The sequence below is a fragment of the Octadecabacter sp. B2R22 genome (genome assembly GCF_018861045.1).
Taxonomy (GTDB): domain Bacteria; phylum Pseudomonadota; class Alphaproteobacteria; order Rhodobacterales; family Rhodobacteraceae; genus Octadecabacter.
In genome coordinates this window covers 310,225-329,646 of the sequence record NZ_JAHKQJ010000005.1, presented here as the reverse complement: position 1 = coordinate 329,646, position 19,422 = coordinate 310,225, and the positions used below count along the sequence as shown (strand labels likewise).

At 54.3% G+C, this 19,422-nt stretch carries 23 protein-coding genes; 14 read left to right on the top strand and 9 right to left on the bottom strand.

Features of this window, described 5'->3' with window-relative positions; translation table 11 throughout:
• Window positions 1-16: 16 nt before the first annotated feature.
• The 4 genes from dnaN to KO486_RS04175 all read right to left on the bottom strand — a co-directional run bounded on the left by dnaN (window position 17) and on the right by KO486_RS04175 (window position 4,342).
• Window positions 17-1,135: a DNA polymerase III subunit beta gene (dnaN, locus tag KO486_RS04190; RefSeq protein ID WP_216035982.1), complete on the bottom strand. Its 1,119-nt coding sequence runs from the start codon at window positions 1,133-1,135 to the stop codon at window positions 17-19.
• An 80-nt stretch (window positions 1,136-1,215) separates the two neighbouring features.
• A complete protein-coding gene (gene dnaA / locus KO486_RS04185; protein WP_216035981.1) occupies window positions 1,216-2,556 on the bottom strand; it encodes a chromosomal replication initiator protein DnaA in 1,341 nt (446 codons plus the stop codon).
• A gap of 524 nt (window positions 2,557-3,080) precedes the next feature.
• Window positions 3,081-3,344, bottom strand: coding sequence for a 30S ribosomal protein S20 (gene rpsT / locus KO486_RS04180; protein ID WP_216035980.1), 264 nt, complete (start codon window positions 3,342-3,344; stop codon window positions 3,081-3,083).
• A 158-nt stretch (window positions 3,345-3,502) separates the two neighbouring features.
• Entirely contained in the window at window positions 3,503-4,342 is an 840-nt protein-coding gene (locus tag KO486_RS04175) for a LysR family transcriptional regulator (RefSeq protein WP_252734556.1), read from the bottom strand.
• A 136-nt stretch (window positions 4,343-4,478) separates the two neighbouring features.
• On the opposite strand from KO486_RS04175, the gene KO486_RS04170 reads away from it, so the two are divergent.
• Window positions 4,479-5,792, top strand: coding sequence for an aminotransferase class I/II-fold pyridoxal phosphate-dependent enzyme (locus tag KO486_RS04170; protein WP_216035978.1), 1,314 nt, complete (start codon window positions 4,479-4,481; stop codon window positions 5,790-5,792).
• A gap of 1 nt (window position 5,793) precedes the next feature.
• Here the strand turns inward: KO486_RS04170 and KO486_RS04165 are convergent, their stop codons facing one another.
• Together KO486_RS04165 and mutM are read right to left on the bottom strand one after the other, a co-directional pair.
• A complete protein-coding gene (locus KO486_RS04165; RefSeq protein WP_216035977.1) occupies window positions 5,794-6,570 on the bottom strand; it encodes an enoyl-CoA hydratase in 777 nt (258 codons plus the stop codon).
• Between the two features lie 63 nt (window positions 6,571-6,633).
• Window positions 6,634-7,485, bottom strand: coding sequence for a bifunctional DNA-formamidopyrimidine glycosylase/DNA-(apurinic or apyrimidinic site) lyase (mutM, locus tag KO486_RS04160; protein ID WP_216035976.1), 852 nt, complete (start codon window positions 7,483-7,485; stop codon window positions 6,634-6,636).
• Between the two features lie 98 nt (window positions 7,486-7,583).
• On the opposite strand from mutM, the gene ubiE reads away from it, so the two are divergent.
• Together ubiE and ubiB are read left to right on the top strand one after the other, a co-directional pair.
• Window positions 7,584-8,330: a bifunctional demethylmenaquinone methyltransferase/2-methoxy-6-polyprenyl-1,4-benzoquinol methylase UbiE gene (gene ubiE, locus KO486_RS04155; protein WP_216035975.1), complete on the top strand. Its 747-nt coding sequence runs from the start codon at window positions 7,584-7,586 to the stop codon at window positions 8,328-8,330.
• 1 nt (window position 8,331) lies between these two features.
• Window positions 8,332-9,864, top strand: a complete 1,533-nt coding sequence (gene ubiB, locus KO486_RS04150; protein ID WP_216035974.1) for a 2-polyprenylphenol 6-hydroxylase — start codon at window positions 8,332-8,334, stop codon at window positions 9,862-9,864.
• Here the strand turns inward: ubiB and KO486_RS04145 are convergent, their stop codons facing one another.
• Window positions 9,865-10,518: a flagellar hook capping FlgD N-terminal domain-containing protein gene (locus KO486_RS04145; protein ID WP_216035973.1), complete on the bottom strand. Its 654-nt coding sequence runs from the start codon at window positions 10,516-10,518 to the stop codon at window positions 9,865-9,867. It lies immediately after the preceding gene.
• 13 nt (window positions 10,519-10,531) lie between these two features.
• The gene (locus KO486_RS04140; protein ID WP_216035972.1) at window positions 10,532-12,076 is read right to left on the bottom strand and encodes a flagellar hook-length control protein FliK; all 1,545 of its coding nucleotides are present in this window, start codon (window positions 12,074-12,076) and stop codon (window positions 10,532-10,534) included.
• A 111-nt stretch (window positions 12,077-12,187) separates the two neighbouring features.
• Here KO486_RS04140 and KO486_RS04135 point away from each other — a divergent pair, with 111 nt between their 5' ends.
• The 6 genes from KO486_RS04135 (at window position 12,188) to KO486_RS04110 (ending at window position 15,946) form a co-directional block, all read left to right on the top strand.
• Window positions 12,188-12,463, top strand: a complete 276-nt coding sequence (locus tag KO486_RS04135; protein ID WP_216035971.1) for a rod-binding protein — start codon at window positions 12,188-12,190, stop codon at window positions 12,461-12,463.
• Window positions 12,456-12,791 (top strand): hypothetical protein, encoded by a 336-nt coding sequence (locus tag KO486_RS04130; protein ID WP_216035970.1) that lies wholly within the window; start codon window positions 12,456-12,458, stop codon window positions 12,789-12,791. Before KO486_RS04135 ends, KO486_RS04130 begins: the two co-directional genes overlap by 8 nt.
• A gap of 209 nt (window positions 12,792-13,000) precedes the next feature.
• The gene (locus KO486_RS04125; protein ID WP_216035969.1) at window positions 13,001-14,272 is read left to right on the top strand and encodes a flagellin; all 1,272 of its coding nucleotides are present in this window, start codon (window positions 13,001-13,003) and stop codon (window positions 14,270-14,272) included.
• A gap of 95 nt (window positions 14,273-14,367) precedes the next feature.
• Window positions 14,368-14,742 carry a flagellar biosynthesis regulator FlaF gene (flaF, locus tag KO486_RS04120; RefSeq protein WP_303435430.1) on the top strand — a complete coding sequence of 125 codons (375 nt, stop codon included), beginning with the start codon at window positions 14,368-14,370 and terminating at the stop codon, window positions 14,740-14,742.
• On the top strand, window positions 14,742-15,152 hold the full coding sequence (gene flbT / locus KO486_RS04115) for a flagellar biosynthesis repressor FlbT (protein ID WP_216035968.1): 411 nt from the start codon (window positions 14,742-14,744) through the stop codon (window positions 15,150-15,152). Before flaF ends, flbT begins: the two co-directional genes overlap by 1 nt.
• Window positions 15,149-15,946, top strand: a complete 798-nt coding sequence (locus KO486_RS04110; protein ID WP_216035967.1) for a DUF1217 domain-containing protein — start codon at window positions 15,149-15,151, stop codon at window positions 15,944-15,946. Before flbT ends, KO486_RS04110 begins: the two co-directional genes overlap by 4 nt.
• Here the strand turns inward: KO486_RS04110 and KO486_RS04105 are convergent.
• Window positions 15,943-17,259, bottom strand: a complete 1,317-nt coding sequence (locus tag KO486_RS04105) for a FliI/YscN family ATPase (protein WP_216035966.1) — start codon at window positions 17,257-17,259, stop codon at window positions 15,943-15,945. The two genes, KO486_RS04110 and KO486_RS04105, sit on opposite strands and share 4 nt — an antisense overlap.
• 84 nt (window positions 17,260-17,343) lie before the next feature.
• On the opposite strand from KO486_RS04105, the gene KO486_RS04100 reads away from it, so the two are divergent.
• Genes KO486_RS04100 through KO486_RS04080 form a run of 5 tightly spaced genes read left to right on the top strand, consistent with a single transcriptional unit; the run spans window position 17,344 to window position 19,412 of the window.
• Window positions 17,344-17,727: a FlgB family protein gene (locus KO486_RS04100; protein WP_216035965.1), complete on the top strand. Its 384-nt coding sequence runs from the start codon at window positions 17,344-17,346 to the stop codon at window positions 17,725-17,727.
• Window positions 17,728-17,729: 2 nt separating this feature from the next.
• The gene (gene flgC / locus KO486_RS04095; RefSeq protein WP_216035964.1) at window positions 17,730-18,122 is read left to right on the top strand and encodes a flagellar basal body rod protein FlgC; all 393 of its coding nucleotides are present in this window, start codon (window positions 17,730-17,732) and stop codon (window positions 18,120-18,122) included.
• A gap of 14 nt (window positions 18,123-18,136) precedes the next feature.
• A complete protein-coding gene (gene fliE / locus KO486_RS04090) occupies window positions 18,137-18,424 on the top strand; it encodes a flagellar hook-basal body complex protein FliE (RefSeq protein WP_216035963.1) in 288 nt (95 codons plus the stop codon).
• 1 nt (window position 18,425) lies between these two features.
• The gene (locus tag KO486_RS04085) at window positions 18,426-18,692 is read left to right on the top strand and encodes a flagellar biosynthetic protein FliQ (protein WP_216035962.1); all 267 of its coding nucleotides are present in this window, start codon (window positions 18,426-18,428) and stop codon (window positions 18,690-18,692) included.
• A gap of 3 nt (window positions 18,693-18,695) precedes the next feature.
• The gene (locus KO486_RS04080; protein ID WP_216035961.1) at window positions 18,696-19,412 is read left to right on the top strand and encodes a flagellar hook-basal body complex protein; all 717 of its coding nucleotides are present in this window, start codon (window positions 18,696-18,698) and stop codon (window positions 19,410-19,412) included.
• Window positions 19,413-19,422: the final 10 nt, after the last annotated feature.

The following is a 19,422-nucleotide window of genomic DNA, read 5'->3' as shown; positions in this document are numbered from 1 at the left end:
CAATTTATGTGCGGTGTCACACGCGCATTGGCATGACCACGTAGACGGCGCTGGTGTCGTTACCTTCGCGCATCAGGGTCGGATCGCCGGATGAGTTGAACATGAAGACCGCGTTTTCGCGATCCACTTGGCTGGCAATTTCGAGCAGGTATTTCGCGTTGAAGCCGATTTCGAGACGTTCATCACCGTAGGCAACGGCGAGTTCTTCTTCAGCGGCACCGCTATCAGGCGCATTGACGGAAAGGATGAGGCGGTCTTCGTCGAGCTGCAGCTTTACCGCACGGGAACGTTCGGAAGAAACAGTCGCCACACGATCAACGGCCTTAGCGAACTCGGCAGCATCCACTTCCATCCTGCGTGTATTCCCTTGCGGGATGACGCGCGTGTAGTCGGGGAATGTGCCATCGATGACCTTAGACGTCAGCGTAATGTCGGGCGTCGCAAAGCGGATTTTTGTCTCAGAAACGGAGACCGCGATTTTCATTTCGTCATCATCAAGCAACTTGCGCAGTTCGCCCACGGTTTTCCGCGGGACAATCACACCCGCCATGGCCTCTGCACCCTCTGGGAGTTCCGCGTCGATACGGGCAAGGCGGTGGCCGTCCGTTGCCACGCAGCGTAGAACTTTGCCGCCATCGGCGTCGGACACGTGCATGTAAACACCGTTGAGGTAGTAACGGGTTTCTTCGGTGCTGATCGCAAACTTGGATTTGTCAAAGAGACGGCGCAGCGTCGGAGCTGGGCATGAGAAATTCGCCGCATAGTCAGACGTCGCCATTACAGGGAAGTCTTCTTTGGGCAGTGTCGCGAGGCTAAAGTTGGAACGGCCTGCCTCGATTGTGAGGCGACCAGACGCGCTGTCCTCAGTCAGGGTGACCAAGGCACCGTCAGGCAGCTTGCGTACAATCTCGTTCAGGGTAACGGCGGAAACCGTGGTGGCCCCTGCCCGTTCGACCTGCGCAGGTGCTTTGTCCACGACTTCAATGTCAAGATCCGTCGCGCGGAACGTAGCTTCGTTGCCTTCGGCTTCGATCAAGACGTTGGCAAGGATCGGGATCGTGTTACGCCGCTCCACAACCGACTGGGCTTGTGCCACGGCCTTGAGCAGTGTTGCGCGTTCGATGCTGAGTTTCATGGCCCTGTCTCCGATAGTGGTGCCGCAATGGTCGGACGCCAAAACTAGCGGATTTCAGCCCATCTACAAGGGCTTTATGCCTAGTCTTCGAGGGCGCGGCGCAGCATTTCCAGATCGTCGGCAATTTGGCTGTCAGATTGGCGCAGTTCGTCGATTTTACGGACCCCGTGCATGATCGTCGTGTGATCACGTTTGCCAAACTTACGGCCGATTTCCGGCAGCGAGCGGCTTGTCAGCTGTTTACACAGCCACATCGCCATCTGACGAGGGCGCGCTAGGCTGCGCGTGCGCTTCGGGCCAAGCATATCCGAAAGGCGAATATCGAAATGCTCGGACACCTTGCGTTGAATTTCTTCGATTGTGAGCTTGCGATCAGACGCGCGCAAAATGTCGGACAAGCAGTCTTGGGCCATTTCAACAGTAACGGTGCGCCCCACAAGGGATGCGAGTGCGTAAAGGCGGTTCAACGCGCCTTCCAAAACACGGACGTTTGACGAAATACGGTGCGCAAGGAATTCAAGAACACCTGTTGCAATCTCAACACCCGGATAGACGTTGACGTAGTTCTCTTGTTTTGCGTGCAAAATACCGAGGCGCAGTTCGTAGTCAGTCGGGTGCAAATCAACTACCAGACCACACTGTAGACGTGACTTGATCCGCTCACTCAGGTCTCGGATCTCACCAGGTGCGCGGTCCGCAGAAATGATGAGTTGCTTATTCTGATCCACAAGTGCGTTGAAGGTGTGGAAGAATTCTTCTTGCGTCGATTCCTTGCCCTCAAGGAACTGAATGTCATCCACCATCAGAATGTCGACAGACCGGAAGTGCTGTTTGAAGTCCATCATCTTGCGATCCCGCAGGGCAGAGATGAAACGATAAATAAACTGGTCCGCTGAGATGTAGAGCACGTTGAGATCGGGGCGGCGTTCGCCAAGCTCATGGGCGATTGCATGCATCAAGTGGGTCTTACCCAAACCAACACCACCATACAGGAACAGCGGATTGAAAGTCGTCGGGCCACCTTCGGCGACGCGTTTGGCCGCAGCGTGAGCAAGTTCGTTCGGTTTGCCGATGACGAAGTTATTAAATGTGAAACGCTGATCGGGGCTCGCGTCTGCCTGAGTGTTGGCAGGTTTTGTAGGCGTGCTTTTTGGTATGTTGTTCACCGCTGGCTTCGCCGCACCGGCGACCTCAAATGCCAACCGCTGAACTGACAGGCCCTGACGGTTTAGGTGGTAGATGATTTGATCGCCGTAGGTCTTACCGACGTAATCACCAACGAAAAGATTTGGGGCACCTACACGGGCGACGCCTTGATCAGTAGTCAGGAGAGACAGGGGTTCAATCCAGCTTTTGTAGTTCCCTGCGCCGACAGCTGCCCGCATGTCCGCCTTAACCTGATCCCAATTTGCGTCCGTCATATTTTCCCCGTTTGTCCCGTACCAGCACTATACATGGCGGTTAAAACCGCTTGTTCTTGGACTATCGCGTTCCTTGGGTTAACGAGCTGACACCGTACCAAACTGGCACAGGCCGCACGTACCTTTGAGCATACGGCATTGACCGTCGAAGACGGCTGTCATCGTAGATAACATGGGTCATGCTCGCGACTGCTAGGTTCCCACCCATATGCATTCGCCAGCGTGCCGCACAAAGTTCCAACTGCCCGTTTGCTTCATGCAAACTTAGCGCAAGTTCTTGTCCGAGTGTCCCACGTTCCCCCAGGAACGAAATGAATCGCTCAGTGAAACTAGCCTCCGAGAGATCGTGATTTCAACAGTGTTGATGGTCTTGACAGGCGTAGCCGCGAAACGAATCTGGCCAGCCGTTGAATCTCAACAAAAAGTAAGTTGCCGGCGGGCAAAAATGTAACTGAAAAAAGAAAAGGCGACCCGTCTGGATCGCCTTACTTTAGGTCAACTAAGAATCGGTAACGATTCTAAAATTATCCGATTGATTTTACGCGAGACACGAGGCGGGACATCTTACGAGCCGCTGTGTTCTTGTGGAAAACGCCTTTGGTAACGCCACGCATCAATTCAGGCTGGAGAGCGCGAACTGCGGCTGCAGCTGCTTCTTTGTCGCCAGATTCGATTGCTTCTTCCGCGCGGCGCAAGAAAGTGCGGATACGGGAGCGACGTGCTTTGTTGACTTGAAAGCGGGTTTCGTTCTGACGTGCGCGCTTCTTAGCTTGTGGAGTATTTGCCATTGTAATCAGTCTCTTTCGGGTTCGTTTGTTCAATATCTTTAACGCACGCAACCCACAGGTTTTCACCAAGATTGATTCGAGCCTAAGCGGGCATCACGCGCATTTCAGCGCCGCGTATAGGTGCACTGGAGGCGTTTTGCAAACATCCATTTGCTTGATCAGACGGTGAGACTTCCGAGAGCAGCCCGAATGGCGTCAGCTTCAGGTCCATCTGCAACCTCTGCCACAAGGCAAAAGGGGCTAGCGACGGATTGACCGAACGGCTGGACCAACTCACCGCTGTCCAAAGCTGCGGTGATCAACGCGGAATGGCCAATCAACACACCCGCTCCTTCCTTAGCCTCTGCGACCGCCATCGCATAAAGAGAGAACCGCGGACCTGCATCCAAACGAGAGAGTGGCGTTCCCGTGGCGTTCGCCCAAACGCTCCAGTCCGCCGCCCAGACTTCATCATGCAAAAGCGTTTCATCTTCGAGGTCTCTTGGCTGGGACAGGCGCGCGGCAAGGGTGGGACTGCAAACCGGGGCGAGCGTATCCCGAGCAAGTGTAATGCCATTTGTGCAATCGGCTGGGTCACGCATGTAGAATGTCAGGTCAAACAGTTCTCGGTCTAGGTTCGGAGGGGTTTCGAGTGCCGCGACTGAAACGCTAACACCCGGCAACGCAGCGCGAAGCAGGCCCAAGCGCGGTTGCAACCAAAGCTGCGCCACACTTGGCAGCGCCGCGATAGAAACTGTCCGATCCTTTGACAAACCACGCAACCCACGTACCGCTTGGCCCATGGCATCGAAGGCCTGTGTAAAGTCCGGCAGCAAACGACGGCCCTCGGACGTCAGAACCACACCTTGAGCGCGTCGCTCAAACAAAGGTGTCTCCGTCCAATTTTCGAGCGTTCGAATATGCTGCGAAATTGCGCCCGCAGTGACGCCAAGTTCATCGGCCGCGGCGGAGAAGCTGCAAAGACGTGCCGCTGCCTCGAATGCGCGCAGGCTATTCAAGGGTGGGCCCTTGGGGCGAGGCGGTGAGACTGCCATTAACTAGCCTTAGGTTTTCTAAACTCAACTTCGTGGTAATCTGCTTTGCGCAACTTGGAAAGTGGCCCCATGATCCCGGTGAGAGATTTGGAGAACAGTGATGCGTATAGCGAAACGAAACTGGGTGCCTGAGGGCTGCGAAACACGGGTGCAGGATATTGCACGATATGCGAGCTGGTCATCGAAGGACATAATGGCAAGATTGGAGGCTTCGGCCGTCGAGAACCGCGACATCCATGAAAGCGACTGTTTCAACTTGAATCCAGCGACCAACGTCATGAACCCACGCGCTGAGGCGATGCTAGCGTCTGGCATTGGGTCGCGGCCGTCACTTGGCTACCCAGGCGACAAGTATGAAATGGGGCTGGAGGCGATCGAAGAAATCGAAGTCCTTGCAGCCGCGTTATGTGCTGAGGTCTTTGACGCCGATTTTGCCGAAATCCGTGTCCCATCTGGCGCGATTGCAAACCTTTACGGTTTCATGGCGACTTGCAAAGCGGGTGATACAATCATTGCTCCGCCCGCCTCGATTGGCGGACACGTCACGCACCATCTGGCCGGATGTGCGGGTCTGTATGGCCTGCGGATTGTTGAGGCTCCTGCGCTGGCGGATGGCTATACTATCGACGCTGAGGCCCTGTTGGCTTTAGCGGAACGGGAACGCCCGAAACTGATCACGGTCGGATCAAGTTTGAACTTGTTTGAACACCCCGTTGCAGAGATTCGCGCTGTGGCGGATGCCGTGGGTGCGAAGGTGATGTTTGACGCCGCCCACCAGTGCGGGATCATTGCCGGAAAAGCTTGGCGGGATCCACTGGCAGAGGGTGCGCATTTTATGACGATGTCCACCTACAAAAGCCTCGGCGGTCCAGCGAGCGGGTTGATCGTCACCAATGATGCAGAAATGGCAGAACGGTTTGATGCGATCGCCTTTCCGGGGATGACCGCCAATTTTGACGCAGCAAAGTCGGCATCTTTGGCAGTGACGATGCTGGACTGGCGCGACCATGGGCAGGCCTACGCGGCCAAGATGATCGAGGTCGCCCAAGGGCTGGCGGCTGGGCTGACGGCGCGCGGCGTTCCGGTGTTTGAAACAGCACAAGGTGCCACATCGAGCCATCAGTTCGCCGTTCGAGCGGCAGCCTATGGTGGTGGCCAGACCGCGTCCAAACAATTGCGAAAGGCGGGATTCTTGGCCTGCGGGATCGGGCTGCCGATTGATCCCGTTGATGGGGATATGAACGGGCTTCGGATTGGCACGCCGGAGTTGGTACGATGGGGTATCGACATGCAGCACGTTGACCAAATGGCCGATCTGATTTCCGAGGCACTGGGCAGCAATGACCCTTCAGCCATGGCGACCCGAGTTCGCGACTGGCGTCAGACCTTCGATGAGCTGCACTACATTAACTAGATCATTTGTCGCGGAACTGCGGTTCGCGTTTCTCGACATAAGACGCCATACCCTCGGATTGGTCTTCTGTGGCGAACAAGGACTGGAACATGCGACGTTCATAGTTGATGCCTTCAGCGAGCGTCGTTTCATACGCGCGGTTCACGGTGTCTTTCACGGCCATGGTCGCGAGGAGCGATTTCTCAGCGATCTTTCCGGCAGCGGCCATCGCTTCTTCTTTGAGTTTTTTGGCCGGTACAACTCGGCTGACAAGGCCAGATGACTCGGCTTCTTCGGCGGTCATGAACCGACCCGTCAAATGCATGTCCATCGATTTCGATTTCCCGACAAAGCGTGTCAGTCGTTGGGTTCCGCCGATGCCAGCAATAACACCAAGGTTGATTTCTGGCTGGCCGAACTTGGCTGTTTCCGCGGCGATAATGAAATCGCACATCATGGCAAGTTCACAGCCACCGCCCAGCGCATATCCCGCAACGGCAGCAATGATCGGTTTACGAACTTTCAAGAATCGGTCGGCTTCGTCGCCAAAGAAGTTCTCGACATACATGTCCACAAATGACTTTTCGGCCATTTCCTTGATGTCAGCGCCAGCGGCAAACGCCTTGTCGGATCCAGTAATCACGATACAGCGGACTTTGTCCGATTTGTCAGCAGCCTCCAAAGCATCCGCAAGTTCGCCCAACAGCTGAGAATTCAGCGCATTTAGCGCATCGGGGCGGTTTAGCGTGATAAGTGAGATGCCATCGTTAATGTCGACAATGATAGTTTCATAGGCCATTTGAGAGCGCTCCGGCTGCTGTCGTGAATGTTCAGGGTTACCAAAGCCTGCGGCGCATTCAAGCTATCTTTGGCATTTCGGGCAGTAGAATGTTGAACGCCCTGATTGAGTGATGCGAGAAATTTTGCCGGTACATCCGTAAGTTTGGCATGGATGTCCCTCACGGTCATACGCTTGAAAACCATGCTGAAAATAGCCGAGTTCACCGTCCGCTTGGCGGTAATCCTTAAGGGATGATCCCCCTGCGTTTATGGCCTCTGCAAGCACGTCACGGATAATTGGAACAAGAGACGCGACTCGCTTATCTGACAGATCGCGGGCTTTGCGTTTGGGGTTAATCCCTGCTCGAAACAGGACTTCGCAGACGTAAATATTGCCAAGCCCCGCAACAACGTGCTGGTCAAGAAGCGCCGTTTTTATGGGCGTGTTGCGCGTTGAAAGCGCTGCGATCAGATAGGATTCGTTGAAATCATTCCCGAGCGGTTCCGGGCCGATGGGCTTGATCAACCAATGTTCTTCGAGCTGTGCCGTTTCCGCCAGGTCCATAGCCCCGAACCGCCGCGCGTCGTTGAACGTCACCCGCGCGCCATTGGCCATATGAAACACCACGTGGTCATGTTTTTCCGGTGCCGGATGATCATGATGGAATTGCCCCAACGGGTCACCAGAAACCGTCATCCTGCCTGACATGCCAAGGTGAATAATCAGCGTTTCGCCCGTGTCCAAGTCCGCAAGAATGTATTTGGACCGACGGCGCAGCCCCGTGACTTTGGCGCCCGAAAGCCGCGCCGCCATACTATCAGGAAAAGGCCAGCGCAGATCTGGGCGATTAACGTCCGCACGGGTGATGACGTGCCCTTCCATTGAAGGGGCGAGCCCCCGGCGGACGGTTTCGACTTCGGGTAATTCGGGCATCTGCACATCCAGCAATGAATTGGCCGCGATAATTTGGCCATTTGTATCTGAGGGATGGACGCTATATCTGCGAGATACGCAACGCAAGGTGGCCTGCAATGACTGACGATCAGACAACCCATTTCGGTTTTGAAACAGTGCCCGAAGGGGACAAGGCGGGCCTTGTTCAGGGCGTTTTTTCAAGTGTGGCTAGTAAATACGACGTCATGAATGACGCCATGAGCCTTGGCATCCACCGCGTTTGGAAAGATGCGATGATGGATTGGTTGGCTCCGCGCGCTGGGCAAAAGTTGCTTGATGTTGCTGGTGGCACTGGCGACATCTCTTTCCGGTTTCTAAAACGGGCGGGTAATGCCCATGCAACGGTTTTGGACCTTACCGAGCCAATGCTGGTTGAAGGACGCAAACGTGCGGAAGCGGCGCGACAAGAAGACTCTTTAGACTGGATCGTCGGCGATGCCATGGCGCTCCCGTTTCAGGACAATACCTTTGATGTTTACACGATAAGTTTTGGCATTCGAAACGTCACACGCCCGCAAGAAGCCCTGAACGAAGCCTATCGTGTGTTGAAACCAGGGGGCCGATTGATGGTTCTGGAGTTTAACAAGATCCCCAACGACATCCTGCAAAAGATGTACGATGTGTATTCGTTCAACGCCATTCCGGTGATGGGTCAGGTCATTACCGGCGACCGGGACAGCTATCAGTATCTCGTGGAATCGATCCGCAAGTTCCCGGATCAAGATACCTTTCTTGAGATGGTAAAGACCGCAGGCTTCGACAACGCAAAGTATCGCAACCTTAGCCTTGGGATCGCCTGCTTACATTCTGGTTGGAAGCTCTAATATGCGCGGCCCACACAATATTTTGCGATTGATCCGCACTGGCGCAACGCTAGAACGAACCGGTGCGATGAAGGTGATTATGGATGCCGCTGATGCGCCAAAGATCACGCGTGTTGCCATTCGAACCCTCGTCTGGCCGTTTCAGTGGCTCGGGTTGAAAGGTGATACTGGATTGCCGCCCGTGACACGGGCGTTGCAGGCGCTCGGGCCAGCCTACATCAAATTTGGGCAAATTCTTTCGACTCGACCAGATGTTGTAGGCACGGAACTCGCCGTGCAGCTCCGCGTCTTGCAAGACAAATTGCCCCCCTTTCCGGTTGAGGTCGCTAAAGCCGAGGTCGAGAAAGAACTCGGCATTCGTGTGGATGAAGTGTTTGACGAATTCTCAGAAGCTGTTGCCGCCGCCTCGATCGCGCAGGTCCACAAAGCGCGAATTCGCGAGAGCGGTGAACCAGTTGCCGTAAAGGTGCTTCGGCCCGGGATTGAAAAGGCATTCCAGCGCGACATTGATGCGTTTTACCTCATCGCGTCCGTAGTCGACACGTTTTCGCCGTCGTCGCGTCGATTGCGCCCTCTTGATGTGATCGAACATTTCGAAGGCGTCGTTGTGAGCGAGCTCGATCTCCGTCTGGAAAGTGCGTCAGCATCTGAATTTGCGGCAAACACGGAAAACGACGCAGGATTTGCCTTGCCCGGTATCCGGTGGGGGCTGTCAGCGCGGCGCGTGATGACCCTGGATTGGGCGGAGGGGATCAACGCCGCCGACGTGGACGATATTGCAGCGGCGGGTCATGACCTCACAGAACTGTCCCAACGTGTACTTCAACTGTTCTTGAACCATGCTTTACGGGATGGGTTTTTTCATGCGGACATGCATCACGGGAATCTAAAGATCGCCGCCAACGGTGACATCATAGCCTATGATTTCGGGATCATGGGCCACTTGGACGAGTACACCCGCCGTGTCTATGCCGAGATCTTGTTTGGCTTTATCCGCCGCGACTATAACCGCGTCGCCGAGGTGCATTTTGAGGCGGGTTACGTTCCAGCGGATCGTGATGTGAATGAATTCGCACGGGCATTGCGCGCTGTTGGCGAACCCATTTTCGGTATGAACGCCGAACAGATTTCTATGGCGCGATTGCTGTCCTATTTGTTCGAGGTAACGGAACGGTTTGGCATGGAAACCAGAACCGAACTGATCCTTCTTCAACGCACTATGGTTGTCGTCGAAGGTGTTGCGCGAACGTTCGATCCGCAAATGAACATCTGGGATGCGGCGAAGCCGGTCGTGGAAAACTACATCAAAGACAGCATTGGCCCACGAGCGATGATAGACGACCTGACCAAGACCGCGCGGGTTTTGGCGCGGTTTGGGCCTCGTCTTCCAGCGCTGGCAGAGGCCGCTTTGATACGCCTTGGCGAAGAGCCCCCAGCCCCGCCCCGTCAACGGCCATATGCTGCTGTTGCTTGGGTTCTGTTGGGGGCTGGAATGGCCTCAGCGGCGGCTGCCCTGATCGCTTTCATGAACTGATCAGCCCTCCCTCAATGCACTGACATCGGACGCCAATACAGCAACACCTCCTTCGAGGATCAATACAGACTCGCCATTCTCGCTGCGTACTTCATTCACCCGAGCGTAGACGTCTGCCGTTTCATTCAAGATGACTTCACCATTGGAAAAACTCTCAACGTTGAAGGTGTAAGTGCCCGTTGGAAAAGGCGTGCCATCCGTTGACGTCCCTGCCCATTCGACGGGATCGGCCGAAAGCGGGAGCGCCGTCCGCTGCACTTCGTCACCAGATTCGTCGTAGACGACCAGTTCAACTGTATCGGCAACCGCGGCAGGATTTGGTGCAATCGTAATGGGGCTCCCGTCAAAATGGGCGGGTGCGGCGACGCGGGCCTCATTGCCGACCCAATCAGCCATCTGCGCCATACCAGACGTATTCATCTGCACCATCATCGAAGTCAGAAGTTCGTTGGTCAACACAGCCTGTTCAACTCCGGAGAAAGTCGCCAATTGTTGGGCATACTCCGCCGAATCCGTTGGGTTGAGAGGGTCTTGATTTTCCATTTGAACGGTCAACATTTTCAAGAATGTCTCGAAGTCAGATGAAATGACCGCTTCCGACGTTTCAGTGGTCGGCACAAAAGAGGCCGAAGTTGCGACTGAGCTGATTTCCATAGTTGGTGTCCTATTAGAGTTTGAGGTCAAGCCCGCCAGAAGTTGCGGGCTGAATGTGAACTAGGGTGGTGCGATCTGCCTGTGGTGAATCGCTACTGTTGGGTGGGTAAGCCTGATCATCCTGATCAGATCGATCGGACCCCGGCGACTGGTCTTGGAATGAAAACTCCAAAGACTCGTAGCCTAGATCCTGAAACTCGCGAATCAGATCGTTGATATTTCGCCGCATCAGGTCCGCAGTTTCAGGGCGCTCTGCTAAAACTGAAACGGAAAGCCCCGCGTCCGTACTTGTAAGCGTCATCTTGACACGGCCGAGTTCCTCGGGATTGAGAGCAATCTCTGTTGTGCCCCCACCTGATTGCGCGGCAACAGTCGCGATTTGCGCCGCAATCTGTATCGCGCGGGCCCGGCTTGGCGTTACGGTGTTTGCGGTGTGCGTTTCCAATGCCGCCGTACTGCCGACCGGAATTCCACTTTCGATTACTCCGATCTCCAACAGGCCAGCGTATTGCGGTCCAGCCATTTCAAATAGCGGCGCTGAGGCACTGAAAACTTGAGGGGCTGAAGCTCCATTTGGCGCGATACTGGGCGCGACTTCCCTCGCAGGTCTCACTGTTGATACGTTATTGGCATGCGCTTTTGACCCGTTGTCGATTGCTTGGTTGAGCACTTGTCGCGAAGGTGCTTCTTTCGGGTGGTTCGCATTCTCTGATGCAGGTGATGCCCTGATTTGATTCGGCACCTGCGAACTGGCTGGATTCAACCTTGGCGATAAAGAGCGTGTTTCAGCGCGGGCAAAAGGCAGTAGCTTCGGTCCATCAGAAATACCGACAGTCGGCTTTTCGGTGGTCGCAAGTAACGCGTCTTTTGTGTCCGCCGGAACTGCAGATCCTGAAGAGGGGCGATCGACTATCGGATCCACCTTCATTTCAATCGCTCCCGCTTTTGGAGACAGGATTGGCCATTCAAGTTTCTCGGCATGCTGTTCTTTTGGCACCCCTTGCCCTTCAGCCCGGGATGCCGGCGTGCCGGTTAACGGTTCAGGTTGGACAGGCTGCTCTGAACGATTGAGCGGGACCGAACCCACCTCGCCTATTGTTTTTACCAGCGTTTCACGAGGCAACCCGTCAGATACGTCCAACGACTTCTGTCTTACCGCGTCGCTGGGCATGGCCCCTTCCATCGGAATTGGCTGGACCTTTTCATAACCTGACTCATTATCGACAAGGTCAACATCTGGATTCCGTTCAGATCGGCCCGTTTTTGTTTGAGTCTGGTCCAAATTCTCATCGCGTTCAGTCTCCCGAACGCTGGCCATTTCAGGCTTGCCCTCTTCGTCTTCGGCAACATTTTGTGCCTCATGGGACATGAGCGGCGTCGGAATTGGCGTAAACTTTGCCTTTGACGAAGAGGCACCGCTGTCCTGTTCTGCCATAACCTGAGCGAAAACCATCAGCGGATCGCTGTCATTTTGCGCCTGCTGTCCGTTGTCATGTTGCAAAGTTGTGCCCGCCACTGAGGGCGACAATCCTAAACCTTGGCTTTCATGTTGATACATCGGCTTCTCCGAACTCGTTATATTGAGACGAGGTCTAACGCACAGATGCTTACTCAATCTTTACCGCTACCCCCTAATGGTAGGAAAAATTGTCAACATCGGAGTTTCAGAATGGAAATACTGGCATCCCAAACCTCGCCCCCGATTTCGGAGGACCGCGCAGCCCAGCTCATGGACGTTGCGCAGTCGCTAGAAACTCAATTCCTGTCTGAGATGCTAAAGTCGGCAGGGGTTGGACAAACACCTGACGCATTTGGTGGAGGCGCCGGTGAAGACCAATTCGCATCGTTCCTCCGTGAAGAGCAAGCCAAACAAATGACGCAGGCAGGCGGCATCGGCCTGGCCCAATCGTTATTTGACGCAATGATCGCGACATCCCATGACTAAGCGCGCAGTTCTAAGATTGAAGATGATTCTAGAGGCCGAACGGGCGGCTCTTTTGACTGGTGATTTTGCGACGGTTGAAACCCTTGCGGAAGAGAAAATCGAGCTTTCCCAGAATATAGGACCCGAAGATCGTCACGAGCTGGCGGCGCTCTCAGGGGCACTTGCACAGAATACTACGTTGCTGGCTGCGGCACGCGACGGTGTTTCCAATGTCCTAACAGCACTCGCCAACCAACGCGCCGCACGACAAAGGCTGTCAAGCTATGACCGATCTGGAAAAGCGACAACAATCACTCAACAACCCGCAAAAACAGAGCGTCGTTTCTAGAAAATTGAAATAAAAACGCACGAAAATGCCCCAGTGTCGTTAAGTCCACGTTAGGAGACACAGGGCATGTTGGCCTTGCACCCGAGTTGGGTGGCGCTGACCGCCAGTTGGTCCAGCTTCCGTCAGAATGGCGTCCCTTCCAATCCAAAAGGGTTGGTTCTTGAAAATCTGGCGCAAAACGCGCCCTTCAACTTATAGGACCCCAAAACATGTCCAGTATTCTGACTAACAACAGCGCAATGGTTGCGCTTCAGACACTTAAATCCATCAACAACGACCTGACCAGCACCCAATCTGTCATTTCGACAGGTAAGGAAGTTTCCAGCGCGAAAGACAACGCCGCCGTTTGGTCGATCTCCAAAACCATGGAAAGCGACGTTAAGGGCTTCAAGGCAATCTCCGATAGCTTGAGCCTTGGCGAATCTACTGTCGCTGTTGCACGTAACGCTTCTGAAACAGTCACTGACCTATTGACTGACATCAAAGGCAAGATCGTTGCTGCTCAAGAAGAAAACGTTGATCGCTCTAAACTTCAGGACGACATCTCCGCATTGACTGAGCAGATCAAATCCGTGGTTGGCGCGGCCCAGTTCAACGGACAAAACCTTGTTGACGGATCAAACACCGGCACAAATACAAACGGCAACACTGGTATTGATGTCTTGTCTTCGCTTGATCGCGACAGCTCTGGCACCGTTTCCGCCAGCTCAATCGGCGTTGACACACAAAACCTGTCTACATCTGCTGGCCTTGATATCACGGCTGGTACAGGTACGGGTAGCGCAAGTGTCGCCACTTTGGCTGCGAGCGGCGGTGCTGATGACGTTGATATTACCGGCTTCACGTTCCTGGATACGTCTGGCGCCGCTTCTGGGGGAAGTGCACTCAAGGCGAGCACAGCTGGCGTTGACGATACAGTGATCAACGGGTTTGTTGTCGGCGATGAAGTGTCACTCAAGATCGGTGACATCGAAGGCACCTATCGCATCAGCGAAGGCGACACCGATGCGTCTGTTGCAACAGGCCTAAAAGACGCAATGCAAAACGCAGGTCTGTCCACTGACGATTTCTCCTTTGATCTGTCGACCGCTGGGACGCTGACAATCGAGAACCTGACAAGTGAAGCAAACATCGCCGTTGAATATGGTGTTTCACGAGGGTCCGGCGCTTTGGCTGGCTTGGAAAACATCGATGTTGTCAATGACGCTGCCGGTGCTCTTTCTGAGATTGAAAATATGCTCGATGGTGCGATTGATGCAGCAGCAGCGTTTGGTTCTGTCGAAGGACGCCTGGAGACCCAGGCTGACTTTATTAGTAACCTTTCTGACAGCCTGACGTCTGGTATCGGCTCTATGGTTGATGCGGATATGGAAGAAACATCCGCTCGTCTGCAGGCGTTGCAAGTGCAGCAGCAACTGGGCATCCAATCCCTGTCCATTGCTAACCAGTCCCCACAGTCGATCTTGTCACTGTTCGGATAAGTCCAAAAGTCTGAGGCGCCTCTCGGCGCCTCAGACGCTTATTCACCACACGGCAAAGTCGTGTGAAATATCCTTCCGTCCCGAAAGGACAAGACGTGAATATCATAGATCAAGCCCGTCAAGCTTATGGGCACAAGACCTCTCCGTTTCGCAGCGGCCGATCAGCCGAGCATCAGCTTTTCAGCGAAGTCACAAGCAGGCTCACGACCACCGCTGGCCATTTACCATCCGGTTTTCCCGCATTCGCCGAAGCCGTCCAAGCCAATCGCGCCGTCTGGACGCACCTCGCTGCGCAAGTCACGGATGATGAAAACGGACTCACCAAGGACCTAAGAGCCCGCATTTTCTATTTAGCTGAGTTTACAACCTTCCACTCTCGTAAGGTCCTAAAAGGGGAGGCCGATATTAAGCCACTTATTGAAATAAACACAGCAATGATGCGCGGCCTGAACCCTCGGAAGGAAAACTGATGTCTGGACTGGTTCTGAAACTCGGCCCCAAAGAACGGGTGCTCGTAAATGGTGCCGTCATCGAAAATGGAGACCGCAGGTCCCGCCTTTCAATCCTGACACCGAATGCAAACATTCTTCGTCTTCGCGACGCTATTCGCCCGGATGAGGTCAATACCCCGGTCCGAAGGGTCTGCTATATCGCACAGTTGATCTTATCTGGCGACGCGGAGCCTGACGAAGCACGGCTCCAATTGATGCGCGGCGTCGAACAGTTAAGTCAAGCATTGACGGATGATGACAGCCGCAAACTCTTGTCAGATGCCACTGACGCATTCAACGAAGACGAGTTTTATCGCGGTCTAAAACGACTTCGTGGACTATTGCCAAGAGAGGGGCGGTTGCTTGCAACTCAGCCGAGATTATCATGACGTTTCAACCGGTCATTCCTCTATCGGGCTATGCAGGTTGGCTGTTCCTTGAACGGACAGCCGACAGCCAGCGTGCGGTTTTTAACGAAAGCGCAACGGTAGTTCGAGCGACCGACAATTTCCGCGAAAAGATAGGGGAGATCACAACAGCAGAAGATCTCGTCAACGATCGGGAGCTGCTGGGTGTGGCGTTGGGCGCGTTTGGGTTGGATGACGATATCGACAACACGTTCTTCATCAAAAAAATCTTGGAAGAAGGTACCGAAGACTCTGATTCCCTGGCCAACAAATTATCGGACAGCCGCTATGCAGCATTTAGTGAAGCATTCGGGTTTGGAACTTTAGGCGATCTACCCAAAACTTCACTTTCGTACTTTGCAGATGACATCATCGATCGATATGAGGCCAAACAGTTTGAAGCCGCCGTTGGAGAGCAAGACAACGACATGCGCCTTGCAATGAATGCCGAAACTGCGATCGCCGATGTCATCGAAGCGTCGAGCACCAATGACGGCCAATGGTTTGGAATGATGGGGAATGCTGCACTACGGAGCGTCTTTGATACGGCCTTTGGGTTCTCAGACAGTTTTGCCGCACTCGATCTTGATCAACAGCTTGAGCAGTTTCAGAGTCGTGCAAAGGCGACGTTTGGCACAGATCAGTTTTCTGAGCTCGCCTCTGCAGAGAACCAAGAGAAAATGACCCGTCTCTATATGTTGCGGACAGAGATTGAGGCGAACTCAGCCATGACTTCTGGTGCTTCAATTGCGTTAAGCCTGCTGCAACAAGGTTAAGCTCCACCAATCTGAAGGGCTCTTTGTAGCATACGAAAAGCACCGACAATCCCGTGATCACTTTGCATGGCAATGAAGTTTTCCAAGGCATCGTGTGTCGCTATCGCATCGTCGATCTTCTGATCTGACCCGTTCGCATATAGGCCCGATTGAATCATCAACTCAGCTTGTGCGTAGGCGCCCATGTGCCGTCTTGCGGACGCAATAAGCTTGTTCTCCGCAGCATTGGCAGCGTCAGGGAGCGAACGGGAAACAGAGCGCGTGACATCGATCGCCGGAAACCGACCACGTTCGGCAATTGTTCGATCTAACACAACATGACCGTCCAGCACACCGCGCAACATATCGGCGACGGGTTCTTCCATGTCAGACCCCGCAACCAGCACGCTATAGATTGCGGTAATGTCTCCGGTTTCATCTTTGCCTGGGCCAGCACGTTCACAGAGCCCTGCGATAGCAGCTGGTGTAGACGCGGGATGCCCGCGCAAATTGGCTGTTTCACCTGCGGCGACTGCGACCTCACGATGCGCTTCAGCGAAACGGGTAACACTGTCGATTAGCAATAAGACCTGCAAACCTTGATCCCGGAAGAATTCGGCAACAGTGGTGGCGACTTGCGGGCACCTGCGGCGCACTTGCGGTGCACGATCTGATGTCGCCGCGACGATGACACTGCGTGCCATCCCATCGGGCCCAAGGGACTTTTCAACGAATTCCCGAAGTTCACGACCCCGCTCACCGACAAGGCCAATGATGATAACATCTGCATCAACCTTTTTAGCAAGCGTCGCCAGTAGGGTGGATTTGCCTACGCCAGACCCAGCAAAAAGCCCAATTCTTTGGCCACGGACAATTGGCAGAATAGTATCGAAGACAGCAAAACCAGTAGCCAAACGCGCACCCAACCCGCGCCGTGAGGCCGCTGGAAGAGGCGCTATGTCAATTCTGCGTGGTTCAACTCCTGGCAAAAGGGGCCGGCCATCCAAAGGTTGTCCGTCCGGATCCACCACTCGCCCTATCCATCCGGCGTGAGGGGCAAGTGCAGGGCGGGGCAACAGAACCACCTTGGCATTGGCGCCTAATCCTTCAGTCGACCCATCCATCATAACATCAAGTCGCATTCCGCCAACTCGGACAATTTCACCAGTCAGTTCATGTCCAATGACTCTGATCCGGTCCCCGACTGCCCCATAAGCGGACAAACCACGAATCTGTACTGCCCCCCCAGCTATTTCGCTAATTTCACCAACAGGCCGCGAGAGCGATACGCGATTGAGTGATGCGCCCATCTGAGCAAATATTTCTTCTGTCATTCTATCCCCGCTGTGGTCGTGACAACCAATTCTTAGGGAATCATCCTTAAGGCTTAGTTGAAGCCACTCGAGGGAGAAGCCCCGATGTTTACTAACCTGAACCTGTTTCAGACATCTTATGCAATGGCGCGTCATGCAGGCGCACGACAGGCCGTGACGGCTGCCAACATGGCAAACGCCGACACACCGAACTATCGTGCGCAAACGATGGAGTCCTTTGCCGACAGCTATGAAAATAGCTCAGCGGGTGAGATGAGAACGACGCGAGCCGGACACATGGACGTCAACGGTTCATCCCTAACACCTTCGACTGATTTCACAGACGCCGAGGCATCGCCAAACGGAAACTCCGTTTCTCTTGAACAAGAAATGATCAATGCCGTTGAGGTGCAACGCGAACATAACCGTGCGCTCGCGATCTATAAGCATTCGCTGGATGTGGTGCGCATGAGCATTGGACGGAGGTAGAAATGGCTGATTTTTCTGACGCGATGAGGGTGACGGCAAGTGGCATGCGCGCGCAAGCCGCACGTTTGCGCCACGTCTCCGAGAACATCGCGAATGTCGACACGCCGGGGTACCACCGCAAAACGGTTAGTTTTCAGTCTATTGTCGAGGCTGGGCAAGACAGCGGTCTCGTTGAAACCGGTCGTGTCCAATTGGATCAGACACCTCTTAATGAAATTTACGATCCTTCGCATCCGATGGCTGACGACAACGGCAATTACGAAGGGTCCAACGTCAATCTCCTCATTGAAATCGCTGACGCCCGAGAGGCGCAGCGTAGCTATGAGGCCAATCTGAAACTGTTCGATCAGGTTCGACAAATGTCGACGTCCCTGATGGACATTCTACGTAGATAAAAGGGGCACCTATTATGGAAGTTCAACCAACATTCGTCGCGCGCGCCTATGCCGCGAACAGGCCAGCAACGGCACCCTCTCCATCCGATTCTCAAGGATCAGCTTTCGGACAAGCCATGGCGGGTTTCGTCGAGACACTGCAATCTGGCGAAAAGACAGCCATGGCATCGATGACAGGTGACGCGGATCCGCACGCTTTGGTTCAGGCGCTGGCCCAAACAGAGCTGGCCGTCGAAACCGCTGTTACCGTTCGGGACAAGGTCGTAGAGGCGTACCAAGAGATTCTGAGGATGCCTGTCTGATATGGAAGACACACTCTTCTATGACACGCTGAGGCAAGGCCTCTGGACGGCGACACTCGTGTCGATGCCGATCTTGGTCGTCGCTTTGATTACGGGCTTAACGGTCGGCTTGTTCCAAGCCTTAACCTCAATTCAGGAAATGACCCTGACTTTTGTTCCTAAGCTCGCGGCTATCGTCGGCGTTTTCTGGATCACTATGGGATTCATGACTGAAACGCTCGTTGGTTTCTTTCAAAACACTCTCGTTCCAATCATCGCAGGAGGCTAATTCATGGAAAATGCAACATATACGGCATTGACGCGGCAGTCTGGTTTAATGAATGAAATGCGCGTGGTCGCCAATAACCTCGCCAACATGAACACGACCGGCTTTCGAAGCGAAGGTGTGATTTTCGCAGAGCACGTTACGGCACTTGGACCCGATGATCCTTCTCTTTCAATGGCGACGGCATCGGTTCGAGAAACCCATGCGGATCAGGGCGGCTTGATGCAGACGGGCGGATCATTTGACTTGGCAATCGAGGGAGAAGGATTCTTCCTCATTGAAACTCCGGCGGGTGAACGCCTGACACGTGCGGGCGCATTCACCCCCAATGAAAACGGCGATCTTGTAACGCCTGAAGGCTTCCGTGTTCTCGACGCAGGCGGTGCGCCAGTGTTCGTGCCGCAGGGGGCCGGACCTGTTGGAATTGCGCCGGATGGAACTGTCAGCGCAGGGGGCCAACCCGTCGCTCAAGTTGGCCTTGTTACACCCGTAAGCCTGTCAGGCTTAGTGCGCGAAGACGGCGTTCGTTTCCGCGCCGATGAGGGACATGAACCTGCGTTAACGGGCCGGATGCTGCAGGGGTTCTTGGAAGAATCCAACGTGAATCCAGTGCTGGAAGTGTCTCGAATGATCGAGGTTCAGCGCGCCTATGAACTCGGCCAAAGCTTCATCGACAAAGAAGACGAACGAATTAGGAGCGCCATTCGTGCGCTTGGCAAGTGATCCCAATAAG